The sequence below is a fragment of the Pseudomonas zhanjiangensis genome (genome assembly GCF_041027545.1).
GTDB classification, from domain to species: Bacteria; Pseudomonadota; Gammaproteobacteria; order Pseudomonadales; family Pseudomonadaceae; genus Aquipseudomonas; species Aquipseudomonas zhanjiangensis.
On sequence record NZ_JBFTEG010000024.1, the window covers coordinates 37,833 to 50,480 of the forward strand.

At 64.3% G+C, this 12,648-nt stretch carries 11 protein-coding genes; 8 read left to right on the forward strand and 3 right to left on the reverse strand.

Features of this window, described 5'->3' with window-relative positions; all coding sequences use genetic code 11:
- Window positions 1-30 precede the first annotated feature (30 nt).
- Window positions 31-1,476 carry an HDOD domain-containing protein gene (locus tag AB5S05_RS20170; RefSeq protein ID WP_369289313.1) on the forward strand — a complete coding sequence of 482 codons (1,446 nt, stop codon included), beginning with the start codon at window positions 31-33 and terminating at the stop codon, window positions 1,474-1,476.
- On the opposite strand, the gene AB5S05_RS20175 is transcribed toward AB5S05_RS20170, so the two are convergent.
- Window positions 1,477-3,030 (reverse strand): lytic transglycosylase domain-containing protein, encoded by a 1,554-nt coding sequence (locus AB5S05_RS20175; RefSeq protein ID WP_369289314.1) that lies wholly within the window; start codon window positions 3,028-3,030, stop codon window positions 1,477-1,479.
- Between the two features lie 100 nt (window positions 3,031-3,130).
- The gene (gloB, locus tag AB5S05_RS20180; protein WP_369289315.1) at window positions 3,131-3,904 is read right to left on the reverse strand and encodes a hydroxyacylglutathione hydrolase; all 774 of its coding nucleotides are present in this window, start codon (window positions 3,902-3,904) and stop codon (window positions 3,131-3,133) included.
- Window positions 3,905-3,970: 66 nt separating this feature from the next.
- Between gloB and AB5S05_RS20185 the strand changes: the two genes are divergently transcribed.
- The 3 genes from AB5S05_RS20185 to dnaQ are packed head-to-tail and all read left to right on the forward strand — an operon-like array spanning window position 3,971 to window position 5,953.
- Complete coding sequence (locus tag AB5S05_RS20185) at window positions 3,971-4,732, forward strand: class I SAM-dependent methyltransferase (protein WP_369289316.1); 762 nt, start codon at window positions 3,971-3,973, stop codon at window positions 4,730-4,732.
- 38 nt (window positions 4,733-4,770) lie between these two features.
- Window positions 4,771-5,223, forward strand: coding sequence for a ribonuclease HI (rnhA, locus tag AB5S05_RS20190; RefSeq protein ID WP_369289317.1), 453 nt, complete (start codon window positions 4,771-4,773; stop codon window positions 5,221-5,223).
- The gene (gene dnaQ / locus AB5S05_RS20195) at window positions 5,216-5,953 is read left to right on the forward strand and encodes a DNA polymerase III subunit epsilon (protein WP_369289318.1); all 738 of its coding nucleotides are present in this window, start codon (window positions 5,216-5,218) and stop codon (window positions 5,951-5,953) included. The genes rnhA and dnaQ overlap by 8 nt, the downstream gene beginning before the upstream one ends.
- A 129-nt stretch (window positions 5,954-6,082) precedes the next feature.
- Here the strand turns inward: dnaQ and amaB are convergent, their stop codons facing one another.
- Entirely contained in the window at window positions 6,083-7,573 is a 1,491-nt protein-coding gene (amaB, locus tag AB5S05_RS20200) for an L-piperidine-6-carboxylate dehydrogenase (RefSeq protein WP_369289319.1), read from the reverse strand.
- Between the two features lie 145 nt (window positions 7,574-7,718).
- Here amaB and AB5S05_RS20205 point away from each other — a divergent pair, with 145 nt between their 5' ends.
- The 4 genes from AB5S05_RS20205 (at window position 7,719) to AB5S05_RS20220 (ending at window position 12,478) form a co-directional block, all read left to right on the forward strand.
- Window positions 7,719-8,621: a LysR family transcriptional regulator gene (locus AB5S05_RS20205; protein ID WP_369289320.1), complete on the forward strand. Its 903-nt coding sequence runs from the start codon at window positions 7,719-7,721 to the stop codon at window positions 8,619-8,621.
- A 113-nt stretch (window positions 8,622-8,734) separates the two neighbouring features.
- Window positions 8,735-9,985, forward strand: a complete 1,251-nt coding sequence (locus AB5S05_RS20210; protein ID WP_369289321.1) for a 2-aminoadipate transaminase — start codon at window positions 8,735-8,737, stop codon at window positions 9,983-9,985.
- A 106-nt stretch (window positions 9,986-10,091) separates the two neighbouring features.
- A complete protein-coding gene (locus tag AB5S05_RS20215; protein ID WP_369289322.1) occupies window positions 10,092-11,324 on the forward strand; it encodes a DUF3422 domain-containing protein in 1,233 nt (410 codons plus the stop codon).
- A 323-nt stretch (window positions 11,325-11,647) separates the two neighbouring features.
- On the forward strand, window positions 11,648-12,478 hold the full coding sequence (locus AB5S05_RS20220) for a hypothetical protein (protein ID WP_369289323.1): 831 nt from the start codon (window positions 11,648-11,650) through the stop codon (window positions 12,476-12,478).
- Window positions 12,479-12,648: the final 170 nt, after the last annotated feature.

Here is a 12,648-nt window from a genome sequence, read left to right on the forward strand (position 1 = left end):
ACTGGCGCAAATCACAGAGAGGCCTCGATTTTGGATACACGTAGCCATGGTCTGCAGTCGTGGATTGATCGCCTGAACCAAGCCGAGTTACCGGCCCTGGCCTCTGTGGTGCAGGATCTGCAGCGTCTGGCGCAGCAGGAATCGTCATCGGTGCGCGAGCTGGCCGAGGTGCTGCTGCGCGACGCCTCCTTGACCTCCAAGGTGCTGCGCGTGGGCAACAGCGCCTATTACAACCCGTCGCAGGAAACCATCCGAACCATCTCGCGGGCCATCGTCCTGATCGGCTTCGATAACGTGCGCCTGATCGGCCTGTCGGTCAGCCTGATCGACGGCCTGCTCACCCGCGCTCCGCGTGAGCAGTTGCAGGAACTGCTGGCACGCTCCTTCCACGCCGCCGTGCAGGCGCGCAATATCGCCGGCTACGTCATTTCCAGGCATGAGGAAGAGGTGTTCATCGCCGCCTTGCTTCACCACCTGGGCGAACTGGCGTTCTGGGGCTGTGGTGGCGAACAGGCCGATGAGCTGGCCAGCGCCCTGGCGCAACCGGGGGTCGAGGTGGAGGACGCGGTGCGCACGGTGCTCGGCACCAGCTTTCGTCAGCTGACCCAGGGGCTGGTGAAGAGCTGGAATATCGGCGAGCTGGCCAGCCTGGCGCACAACAGCGCCAGCCACAACGACCCGGCCGTGTTCGCCGTCCACCTGGGCACCCGTATCAGCGAGGCCGCACTGCAAGGCTGGGACTCGCCGGCACTGGAGGCCGTGGTTGTGCAGATGGCCGAGTTTATCGGGGTGACGCCCGAGGAAGCCTTGCAGCAGGTGCTGGCCAGCGCCGATGAAGCGGTCAAGGTCGCCGCGACCTTTGGCGCCAGCAAGCTGACCAGCTGGATTCCCAATACCGACCCCGAGCAAATCCGCCGGCAGCAGGAGCAGCGCAAGGCGCGGCTGTTGCAGCCCAACCTGCTGCTGCTGCAGGAAGCGCTGCAAGACCTCGGCCTGCTGGCGACGCGCCGCGGCGATCTCGGTCTGATTCTCGACAAGCTGCTGCATGGCCTGCACCAGGGCGCGGGTCTGGAGCGGGTCATGCTGGCGGTGCTGGCCGACGGGCAAAGCTGCTTTCGTGCCAAGCGGGTCATCGGCGAGGGTACCGAAGGCTGGATGGAGGACTTCCTGCTGCCCGTCGAGGCACGCGAACAGGCGCATATCTTCAGCTACGTGCTGCGCAACAAGGAAGCGCTGTGGATGGGTGTACCTGCCAGCTACAACCTCAATGAGCTGGTGACCCAGCCGATTCGCCAGCGCCTCGGCCAGGGCATGTTCTTCATTGCGCCGCTGCTGGCCGGCAATCGCGAGATCGGGGTGATCTATGCCGATAATCGAATTTCTGGCCGGGCGCTCAAGCATGAGCAATTCGTCGCCTTCCAGCGCTTCGGCCAGCTCACCCGGCGCTGCCTGGAGGCACTGAGCAAGCGCGGCTGATCAGCGCTCCAGGCGCAGGGTCAGGGTCTGCCCTGGCTTGAGCGTCTTGCCGCTGCGCGGGTTCCAGTTCTGCAGGTGCTTCATCTTCACGTTGAAGCGCTTGGCGATCATATACAGCGAGTCGCCCTTGCGTACCTTGTAGTAGGTGACATCACCGCGCGCCTTGGTCGTGGAGCCCTGAACATCATGCAGGGCGAGGGTTTGGCCTACACGCAGGGTGTTGCCCTTGAGGCCGTTCCAGCGCCGCACATCCTTGACCGACACCCGATGGGCCTTGGCGATCTGCCAGAGGTTGTCGCCATGCTTGACCCTATAGCGGCGTGGCGTCGCCTCGGCGCCAGCGAGCCGCTGAAACAGTGGCTCCTGCGCCTGCTTCCCTGGCTGCGCCGGTATGCTCAGCACTTGGCCGATGCTCAGATGGTTGCCGCTGAGCCGATTGATGTCCTTGAGGGTGGCGACCGTGAGGTGATAGCGGTTGGCGATGGCATTCAGGCTGTCGCCGGCACGCACCCGGTACTGCTGCCAGTCGACCATATCCTGAGGTTTCATCAGTGCCAGGTTGGCCGCGAGCAACTCGGCCTTGTCGGTCGGCACCAACAAGCGCTGCGGGCCGTCGAGGGTGATGCGCTTCTTGAAAGCCGGATTCAGCTGATACAGCTCGTCCTCGTCCAGGTCGGCCATGGCGGCGACACGGGACAGGTCCATGTGCTGTTTGAGCTTGACCTGTTCGAAGTAAGGCTCGTTGGCGATAGGCGCGAGGCTGACGCCGTAGGCTTCGGGTGAGAGGATCACCTGCGACAGGGCCAGCAGCCTGGGCACGTAGTCCTGGGTCTCCTTGGGCAGCGTCAGGTTCCAGTAGTCGGTGGGCAGGCCCAGCGCCTGGTTGCGCTCGATCGCCCGACTGACGCGACCCTCGCCGGCATTGTAGGCGGCCAGGGCGAGCAGCCAGTCACCGTTGAACATCTGGTGCAGGCGCGACAGGTAGTTCATCGCCGCCTGGGTCGAGGCCAAGACGTCGCGGCGACCGTCGTACCAGCTGGTCTGGCGCAGATTGAAATGGCGCCCGGTGGAAGGAATGAACTGCCAGAGGCCGACGGCATTGGCGTGGGAATAGGCGAAGGGGTTGTAGGCGCTTTCGATCATCGGCAGCAGCGCCAGCTCGGAGGGCATGTCCCGCTCTTCCAGACGCTCGACGATGTAGTGGATATAGGGGCTGCTGCGTTCGCCGGCCTTCTCGACGAAGGAGGGGTTGCTGACGAAGCGCAGGCGTTGCTGCTCGATGCGGGGGTTGATGCCGATGGCATCCTGTAACTGATAGCCGGCGCGAATCCGTTCCCAGATGTCTTCGTGACTGTCCGGCGTGACGCTGTCGGTCAACCATACCGGCTCGCGCTCAAGGCCCAGGGCCAGGTCGGTATCGCGCGCCCTGTCGCTGGCGGCCCTGTTGTCGAGGCTTTGACAGCCGCTCAGGGCGGCTCCCAGGACCACCAGGAGTATTTGGGCGCCTTGCGCCAATGCCTTTAAATTCAATGTGTTACGTTGATCTGAAGGCATTGGTTGGCGGGTTCTTCGCGGGCAAAAGGTCGGGCGATTCTAGGAACCGATGTCCGCATGGTCAAGTTTTAACCAGGCTTTTGCGGCCCTGTCGACCTTTTCAGAAGTTGTCTTTCCAGGCACGCAGCTGCGCAAACACCTCGCTCGGCGAGCGCTCGGCCTGACCGCTTCGGGCGTCGAGCGCGGCCCTGACCGAGGGCTGCTCGACCCGCAGGAACGGGTTGGTGGCGCGCTCCAGGGCCAGATTGGACGGCAGGCTGATCCGTCCCTCGCTGCGCCAGGCGCTGACCTGCTGGAAACGCTCGGCAAGCTGAGGGTTGCCCGGCTCGACCGCCAGGGCGAAGCGCAGGTTGCTCAGGGTGTACTCGTGGGTGCAATACACCTGGGTCTGCGACGGCAGGGCGGCCAGACGGCTGAGCGAGCGGTGCATCTGTTCCGGGCTGCCCTCGAACAGCCGGCCACAACCGGCGGCGAACAGGGTGTCGCCACAGAACAGCCAGTGATGCTCGGGCTGGTAGTAGGCGATATGGCCGAGGGTATGTCCGGGAACCTCGAAGACCTCGAAGTCGTGGCCGAGCACCTCAACCCGATCGCCCTCGCTCAGTGCCAGGTCGCGCTGGGGTATCTGTTCCCGAGCGGGGCCGAGAACGCGCGCGCCGCTCGCGGCCTTCAGGCGCGCGATGCCGCCGACATGATCGTGGTGGTGGTGGGTGACCAGAATGTCGCTCAGCTGCCAGCCGGGATTCGACTCCAGCCAGGCCAGAACCGGGGCCGCATCCCCCGGATCGACCACCGCGCAGCGGCGGGCGTCGAGGTCCTGCAGCAACCAGATATAGTTGTCGGAGAAGGCCGGAAGCGCGTCTATCTTTATCATGTGCTGGGTCGCCAAACGGTTCTTAAAGGTGCATCTTAGGACTCATTGGCTATGCAGGTAACCCTTATGTCAGATCGTCCCTTTGCCCAGGCCGACGCCGATTGGCTCGAGCTGATCGCCACGGCCCGCCGCTGGTTCGAGGGCCCGCACGGTCGCTTGCTGCTGGAGCAGGAGCGGGGCCTGCTGGAAGATGAACTGGCACGTTACTTCGGCGGCTACCTGGTGCACTACGGGCCCTCGGCGCAGCAGGTGCCGAGCGCCGTGCAGATCCAGCGCAGCGTGCGCGTCGGCGCCCCGTTCAGCGGGGTGGAGATCGTTTGCGAGGAGCAGGCCTGGCCACTCGGCGAACACGCCGCCGACCTGGTGCTGTTGCAGCATGGCCTGGACTTCAGCCTGTCGCCCCATGGCCTGCTGCGCGAGGCGGCGCGTAGCGTGCGGCCCGGCGGCCATCTGCTGGTGGTCGGTATCAACCCCGTGAGCACCTGGGGCGCTCGTCGCCTGTTCGCCCGTGACGGCTTGCGCCAGGCGCGTTGCATTGCGCCCAGTCGGGTCAGCGACTGGCTGCACCTGCTCGGCTTCGCGCTGGAGAAACGTCGCTTCGGATGCTATCGTCCGCCGCTTGCCTCGAGTGCCTGGCAGGCCCGTCTGGCCCCCCTGGAAACCTGGGGTGGTGCCTGGCAATCGCCGGGCGGCGGCTTCTATCTGCTGGTGGCACGCAAGCTGGTGGTCGGGCTGCGCCCGCTGCGCCAGACGCAGCGCGCACCCATGGGCAAACTGGTGCCGATGCCGGTGGCCAAGGTCAGCCGGCGCAATTCCGAGCGGTTATAGAGCCTGCCAGCCGTAATATATTGAGAGACAGGCTTTGCATGAGTGATCAAGTTGAGATTTACACCGATGGCGCCTGCAAGGGCAATCCCGGCATCGGTGGTTGGGGCGCGTTGCTGGTGTTCAAGGGCGCGGAGAAAGAACTCTGGGGCGGCGAGGCGGAGACCACCAACAACCGCATGGAGCTGACCGCGGCGATTCGTGGCCTGGCCGAGCTCAAGCGCGCCTGCGATGTGCGTCTGGTCACCGACTCCCAGTACGTCATGCAGGGTATCCAGGACTGGATGCCCAACTGGAAGAAGCGTGGCTGGAAAACCGCCTCCAAGCAGCCGGTGAAGAATGCCGATCTGTGGCGCGAGCTGGACGAGCAGGTCAACCGGCACAACGTCACCTGGCAATGGGTGCGTGGCCATACCGGTCATCCGGGCAACGAGCGCGCCGACCTGCTGGCCAATCGGGGCGTCGAGGAAGTGAGAGGATCGAAGCGTGCGTAGCGTCGTACTGGATACCGAAACCACCGGCATGCCGGTCACCGATGGCCACCGGATCATCGAGATCGGTTGCGTCGAGTTGATGGGCCGGCGCCTGACCGGGCGCCACTTTCATGTCTACCTGCAGCCGGATCGCGAGATCGATGAAGGCGCCATCGCGGTGCACGGCATCACCAACGAATTCGTCCAGGACAAACCGCGCTTCAAGGAGGTCGCCGAGGAGTTCTTCGAGTTCATCAAGGACGCCCAGCTGATCATCCACAACGCGGCGTTCGACGTGGGCTTCATCAACAATGAGTTCGCCCTGATCGGCCAGACCGACCGCGCCGACATCAGCGAACATTGTTCGATCCTCGACACCCTGGCGATGGCCCGAGAGCGTCATCCGGGGCAGCGCAACAACCTCGATGCGCTGTGCAAACGCTATGGTGTCGACAACTCCGGGCGCGACCTGCACGGCGCCTTGCTCGATGCCGAGATCCTCGCCGACGTCTACCTGACCATGACCGGCGGGCAGACCCACCTGTCGCTCGCCGGCGATGGCTCGGAGGGTGACAGCAGCGGTCGCCAGCAGCCCAGCCCGATCCGCCGGCTGGCCGCCGACCGGCCGCTGACCCGGATCATCCAGGCCAGCGCCGAGGAACTGGCCGCCCATGCCACGCGCCTGGCGGTGATCGAGAAGTCCGCCGGCGCGCCGCCGCTGTGGGTGCAGATGGAGCAGTCGGACAGCTGAAGCCTGCGCGCCGCCGAGAGTGGCAGGGTGGTCCGGCGCAGTAGCCGTAGAAGGTTGCCTGTACGGCTTCTCCAATAGAAAAAGCCCCGAGACCGCAAGGCCTCGGGGCTTTTTCGTTGCAGCAGGGTATCAGTCGAAGACGATACCCTGGGCCAGCGGCAACTCGCGGGAGTAGTTGACCGTGTTGGTCTGGCGGCGCATGTAGGCCTTCCAGGAGTCGGAGCCGGACTCGCGACCGCCGCCGGTTTCCTTCTCGCCGCCGAAGGCGCCGCCGATTTCCGCACCGCTGGTGCCGATGTTGACGTTGGCGATACCGCAATCGCTGCCGGCGGCGCTCTGGAACTGCTCGGCCTCGCGCAGGTCGGTGGTGAAGATGCACGACGACAAGCCCTGCGGCACCTCGTTGTTCAGGCGCAGCGCCTCATCGAAGTCGCTGTAGGTCATCACGTAGAGGATCGGCGCGAAGGTCTCGTGGCGCACCACCGCGCTCTGGCCCGGCATCTCGACGATGGCCGGGGCCACGTAGTAGGCATTGGGGAACTGCTCGGCCAGCTGGCGCTCGCCACCGAATACCTGGCCGCCTTCCTCGCGCGCCTGGTTCAGTGCGGCCTGCATGGCCTCATAGCTGCCCTTGTCGATCAGCGGGCCGACCAGGTTGCCTTCAAGCGGGTTGCCGATGCGTACCTTGGCGTAGGCCACCTTGAGGCGGGCAACGATCTCATCCTTGACCGATTCGTGGGCGATCAGCCGGCGCAGGGTGGTGCAGCGCTGGCCGGCGGTGCCCACGGCGCCGAACAGGATGGCGCGCACGGCCATGTCCAGGTCGGCACTCGGGGCCAGGATCATGGCGTTGTTGCCGCCCAGTTCCAGAATGGTCCGGCCGAAGCGGGCGGCCACCTTGGGCGCCACCTCGCGGCCCATGCGGGTGCTGCCGGTGGCGCTGATCAGGGCCACGCGCGGGTCCTCTACCAGGGCTTCGCCAGCCTCGCGGTCACCGATGACCAGCTGGCTGAGGCCTTCCGGGGCGTCGCCGAAGGCGGCCAGGGCCTGCTCGAACAGGGCCTGACAGGCGAGGGCGGTCAGCGGGGTCTTTTCCGACGGTTTCCAGATCACCGAGTCGCCGCAGACCAGGGCCAGTGTGGTGTTCCAGGCCCAGACCGCGACCGGGAAGTTGAAGGCGCTGATCACCCCGACCACGCCGAGCGGCTGCCAGGTCTCGCGCATGTGGTGGCCCGGGCGCTCGGAGGCGATGGTCAGGCCGTAGATCTGCCGCGACAGGCCGACGGCGAAGTCGCAGATGTCGATCATTTCCTGCACTTCGCCCAGGCCTTCCTGGGTGATCTTGCCGGCTTCCCAGGAGACCAGCTCGCCGAGATCGGCCTTGTGCTTGCGCAGCACCTCGCCGAACAGGCGGATCAGCTCGCCGCGGCGCGGGGCGGGCACGGTGCGCCAGGCCTGGAAGGCCTGCTCGGCGCGCTCGATCTTGGCCAGCACCGCGGCGCGGTCCTCGAGGCTGACCGAACCGATCTGGCTGCCATCGATGGGGGTGTAGACCGGGTGGTTGCCATTCTCGACTGCGTGGGCGCTAACCCCGAGGCGGCTCAGAAGTCCGTCAACCATGGCTATCTCCTGTTAATGCGGGTGGTTGAAAATTGCGATCCGGGTCAGTATTAATCTTCCGGCTGGAAGACAACAAGCGACCATTATTCGCCATGTCATTCCTAGGATTCATTTATTTGCCCCTATGGGCCTACGCGAGTACTCCATGTCCAAACGCCTGATGCCGTCGATGGCCGCCCTGCAGTGTTTCGAGGCCGTGGCCCGGCATCTCAGCTTCACCCGTGCCGCCGAGGAGCTGTTCCTGACCCAGAGCGCGGTGAGCAAGCAGGTCGCCCAGCTGGAGGAAATGCTCCAGCACCTGCTGTTTCGCCGCATCCGCCGCCGCCTGCAGCTGACCCCGGCCGGCGCGCTCTACCTCACCGAGGTCAACAAGATCCTCAAGCAGGTGGAGATGTCGACCCGCTACATCCTCTCCTACGGTGGCGAGACCGAGGTGCTCAAGGTGGCGACCCAGCCGACCTTCGGCGCGCGCTGGCTGATCCCCCACCTCAAGGGATTCGGTGCGGCCAACCCGGGTATCCACCTGGACATCTGCAACGAACTGGAACCCTTCGACCTGCTGCAGTCGCGCGCCGATGTGGTGTTCTTCTTCGGCCAGGGCACCTGGCCGGGGGCCGAGTGCATCGAACTGTTCGGCGAGGAGGTGGTGCCAGTCTGCGCGCCGGACATCCTCCCGGATGCACCGCTGGACAGCCCGTTGCAGCTGACCGAGATGCTCCTGCTGCAATGCGCCTCGCGCCCCGAGGCCTGGCATGAGTGGTTCCAGGGCCAGGACCTGCAGACCGAGCACAGCTACCACGGCCCGCGCTTCGAGACCTTCTATATGTGCATCCGCGCCGCCCAGTCCGGTTGCGGGGTGGCGCTGGTGCCGCGTTTCCTGGTCGAGGACGAACTGGCCGAGGGCAAGCTGGTGGTTCCCTGGAATCATCCGGTGGTCAGCAAGGGCGCGCACTTCCTGGCCTACGCCGAGCATGCCGCGGAGGTGCCGAAGATTCGCAGTTTCGTCAGGTGGATCGAGGAGCAGGTCAGGCTCGAGTCGGGGCGCTGAGGGCGGTCATCTCGGAAATTAAGGAATAACAGCCGCGCTTTTTTTCGTTTGTGCGCCGGGTTGCTCTCTCGCTTTCATAGCGGCCTATTCCACCAGGCCCCGAGGACCCGCCCATGAGCCACGCGTCGATCAGCAACTCCCTGGCCATCGTCCATCCGATCAGCCTCAGCCACGGGCGTAACGCCGAGGTCTGGGATACCGCGGGCAAGCGCTATATCGACTTCGTCGGCGGTATCGGCGTGCTCAACCTCGGCCACTGCCACCCGCGCATCGTCGAGGCGGTGCGCGAACAGGCCGGCCGCCTGACCCATTCGGCGTTCAATGCCGTGCCCCATGAAGGCTACGGCCAGCTGATGGAGGCGCTGGCGCGCTTCGTGCCGGTGAGCTATCCGCTGGCCGGCATGCTCACCAACAGCGGCGCCGAGGCGGCGGAGAACGCCCTGAAGTGTGTCCGCGCCGCCACCGGGCGCAGCGCGGTGATCGCCTTCGATGGTGGCTTCCACGGCCGCACCCTGGCCACCCTCAACCTCAACGGCAAGGTGGCGCCCTACAAACAGAAGGTCGGCGTTCTGCCGGGGCCGGTCTATCACCTGCCGTACCCCAGCGCCGACAACGGCGTCAGCCGCGAACAGGCGCTGGCGGCCATGGAGCGGCTGTTCAGCGTGGAGATCGACCGCGAAGAAGTGGCCTGCTTCATCGTCGAGCCGATCCAGGGCGAGGGCGGCTTCCAGGCCCTGGACGCGGCCTTCGCCCAGGACCTGCGGCGTTTCTGCGATGCCCACGGCATCGTCCTGATCATCGACGAGATCCAGTCCGGCTTCGGCCGCAGCGGCCAGCGCTTCGCCTTCAGCCGCCTGGGCATCGAGCCGGACCTGCTGCTGCTCGGCAAGAGCATCGCCGGCGGCCTGCCGCTGGGCGCGGTGGTTGGCCGCCGCGAGCTGATGGACGCACTGCCCAAGGGCGGCTTGGGCGGCACCTATTCGGGCAATCCGTTGGCCTGCGCGGCGGCCCTGGCCAGCCTGGCGGAGATGAGCGATGCCAACCTGGCAACCTGGGGCGAGTTGCAGCAAAGCACCATCGAGGCGCGCTACCAGCACTGGCAAGGGCAGGCCTGGGCGCCGCTGCTCGGTCGCCTGACCGGGGTCGGCGCCATGCGCGGCATCGAGCTGCGCAGCGCCGCGGGCGGGCCAGGCAGCGAACGCCTGGCCGCGCTGCTGGCCAGCGCCCGCGAGCAGGGCCTGCTGCTGATGCCCAGCGGCAAGGCGCGCCACATCATCCGCCTGCTGGCGCCCCTGACTTGCGAGGTGCAGCGCCTGGAGGAGGGCTTCGACATCCTCGAGCGCTGCCTGGCCGAGTTGGCCTGAGCCGGGCAGGGCGGGGGGATGTGCCCCCGCCGCGCCGAGGGCAGTCTAGAAAACTCGGGGCAGGGCTTTTGCATAGGCCTGCCGGTGAGTTTTCAGGAGAGCCTTGATGCACCCGCTGAGAGAAAGCCTGCACGATGAGCTGCACGCGCGTCCGTCGATCTATTTCAACGGTCCGGCCCATGTCTACCACTTCGCCCTGCTAGACGACGGCAAGTCCCTCGACGGCATCGTCCGTCGCCTCGATGAGCTGGCGGACAACCCGGGGCGCGGCGTGCAGCGTCACGGATTGCTGCGCATCGCTGGCGGCGGCTTCAAGTGGGAACGCCACAGCGAATTCCTCTCGCTGACCTGGGTGGTGCCGCGCCAGGCCGAAGACCCGCGCTGGGCCGAGCTTCCGCAGCCGCTGCGCGGCCTGATGGACGAGCACCGCGAACTGATCATCAACGCCCTGGTGATCCTGGTGGAGGACGAGCAGGACGCCGATGCCCAGCCGTCCAGCTACGGCTTCAAGGACCCGGCCGGCTCCCAGCTCGGCGGCGGCGACGCCACGGTCTGGGGCGACTTTCGCCTGTCGGCGCAGGGCTTCAACCGCCTGCTGCTGGTCAACCGCGGCCTCAACGCCTACCGGCTGGGGCGGATGATCCGCCGCCTGGTGGAAATCGAGACCTACCGCATGCTCGCCTCCCTGGGCCTACCCGCCGCTCAGCAGCTGAGCAACACCCTGCAGGAGCTCGATCGCGAGCTGATCGGCCTGGCCGAACGCAACGCCGCGTCCGACAACAGCCAGGCCAAGGCCCTGCTCGACGGCCTGACTTCGCTATCGGCCCGCCTGATGCGCTGCTCGGCCGGCTGCCGGCAGCGCTTCAGCGCCACCGCGGCCTACGCCCAGATCGTCTTCGAGCGCATCGCCGAACTGCGCGAAAGCCATGCCGACGGCCACCAGCGCCTGGGCGTGTTCATCGAGCGCCGCTTCAAGCCCAGCGTGCGCTACTGCGCGGCCACCGAGCAGCGCCTCGACCGCCTGGCGGCCGGCATCGCCAACCTGGGCGAGCTGCTGCAGGCCAAGGCCCAGGTCGAGGTGGAGGAGCAGAACTCGAAGATCCTCGAGAGCCTCAATGCGCGCAGCAGCGCCCAGCTGAAGATCCAGAAAGCGGTGGAGGGTTTCTCCCTGATCGCCATCAGCTACTACCTGCTCGGCCTGCTGAAGATGACCCTCGAGGGTTTGTCGGCGCTCGGCTCGCCGTTCTCCAGCAAGGTGCTGTTCGCCCTGCTGGCGCCGCTGTTCCTGCTCACCCTGGTGCTGCTGGCGCGGCGTCTGAAACGAGCGGCCCAGCATTAGGGCAGGGCGCCGATGATCCGCGCGTGTGGGCCCGATCAGCTTTGATGGGCCGATATTCGCGAGCAGCTGAGGCGACTAGCCAGCGGCAGCAGTCGCTGGACAGGATCATGGCAAAACAGTAGCGTCGGTCGGCAAAAGGCCGGGCGCGAACTCGCCCTCAAGGCCTGCCGTCCATGGTGCAAAACTCTCCGAAAAGCTCCAGCCTTTGGCTGGAACCCTTGAGATAGACGGGGAACGCCCCAGGCGACAGGGAATGTTATGCACCAAATGGTGCGTTTAAACGCACCATTTGGTGTCTATTTATAGTTATACGGAAGCACAAAATGAGCAGCGCAAACCTTGGAAATCAGCTTAACCAAATTGTCCGAATGGCAAGGGCGGGAATGTTTGATCAGGGCGAGCTTGCTCAATTGACATATGGGGCTTTTGATATTGCTGCCACCAGCATGCAAAACATGGAGCAAGAGGAAATAGAGGTCGTATTCCCGATTGGCTACAATCCAGATAAAACTGCGATGCAGACCACTCGAAAATACCGTAAAGAGCAGCTTCTATCGAAATACCAATTTCTTGCCTTTCACCAGCTAAGCATTAATGCCATCGTTCAACTAGTAACGATCACCGAAACCATGCTTGGCGATATTATACGTGCGGTTGTCGCTCGCTACCCTCAAAAGCTAGGTAGCAAACGAAACATTTCAATCCAAGCCGTTCTAGAATTAACTACGCTAGAAGAAGTTCATCTTCGAGCAACAGACACCTTGCTGAATGAACTTGCCTATAAGTCACCCGCAGAGTTCTCAGAGGCAATGAATCAATTGCTGTCAGTAAATCTATTAGAATGCCCTGCATTCCATAGATACATGGAAATAAAAGCCACACGAGATATCTTCATACACAATCAGGGCGTGGCAAATGATGTTTACATTCGGAAGGCAGGTAGCCATGCAAGAGCCAGATCGGGAGTTAGCTTGCCAGCCGACATTCAGTATTTTTTGGAGTCATATGAACAGTGTCTTCAAATATCAGACTGGCTTGAGCTTGAGCTCCATAATCACTGGCACAGCTCTAATTACGAAGATAGCAAAACGCCTCAAATGGAAATGCCACTTCAAGAGCAAGAAGCATCAACGACCGCCAAAGACCCCGAGTGATTTCCGTATAACAATTGGTATATGGACTCTCCCCACAAGCAGTGAGCAATAGCTTTTCCAGCCCTGTCGTCAGTGCGGTTGCATTCGTATATCCGGCCTGTGTTGGGCGTTGCCGCCCTGGCCACTCTGTAGTTCGCACGACGGGGGCCAAGCGTTCAATCGATCACCAG

Coding starts and splice junctions, on each gene's coding strand:
- AB5S05_RS20220 (WP_369289323.1), top strand. CDS start 11,648: ATGAGCAGCGCAAACCTTGGAAATCAGCTTAACCAAATTGTCCGAATG.
- AB5S05_RS20205 (WP_369289320.1), top strand. CDS start 7,719: ATGTCCAAACGCCTGATGCCGTCGATGGCCGCCCTGCAGTGTTTCGAG.
- amaB (WP_369289319.1), bottom strand. CDS start 7,573: ATGGTTGACGGACTTCTGAGCCGCCTCGGGGTTAGCGCCCACGCAGTC.
- gloB (WP_369289315.1), bottom strand. CDS start 3,904: ATGATAAAGATAGACGCGCTTCCGGCCTTCTCCGACAACTATATCTGG.
- AB5S05_RS20210 (WP_369289321.1), top strand. CDS start 8,735: ATGAGCCACGCGTCGATCAGCAACTCCCTGGCCATCGTCCATCCGATC.
- rnhA (WP_369289317.1), top strand. CDS start 4,771: ATGAGTGATCAAGTTGAGATTTACACCGATGGCGCCTGCAAGGGCAAT.
- AB5S05_RS20215 (WP_369289322.1), top strand. CDS start 10,092: ATGCACCCGCTGAGAGAAAGCCTGCACGATGAGCTGCACGCGCGTCCG.
- AB5S05_RS20175 (WP_369289314.1), bottom strand. CDS start 3,030: ATGCCTTCAGATCAACGTAACACATTGAATTTAAAGGCATTGGCGCAA.
- AB5S05_RS20185 (WP_369289316.1), top strand. CDS start 3,971: ATGTCAGATCGTCCCTTTGCCCAGGCCGACGCCGATTGGCTCGAGCTG.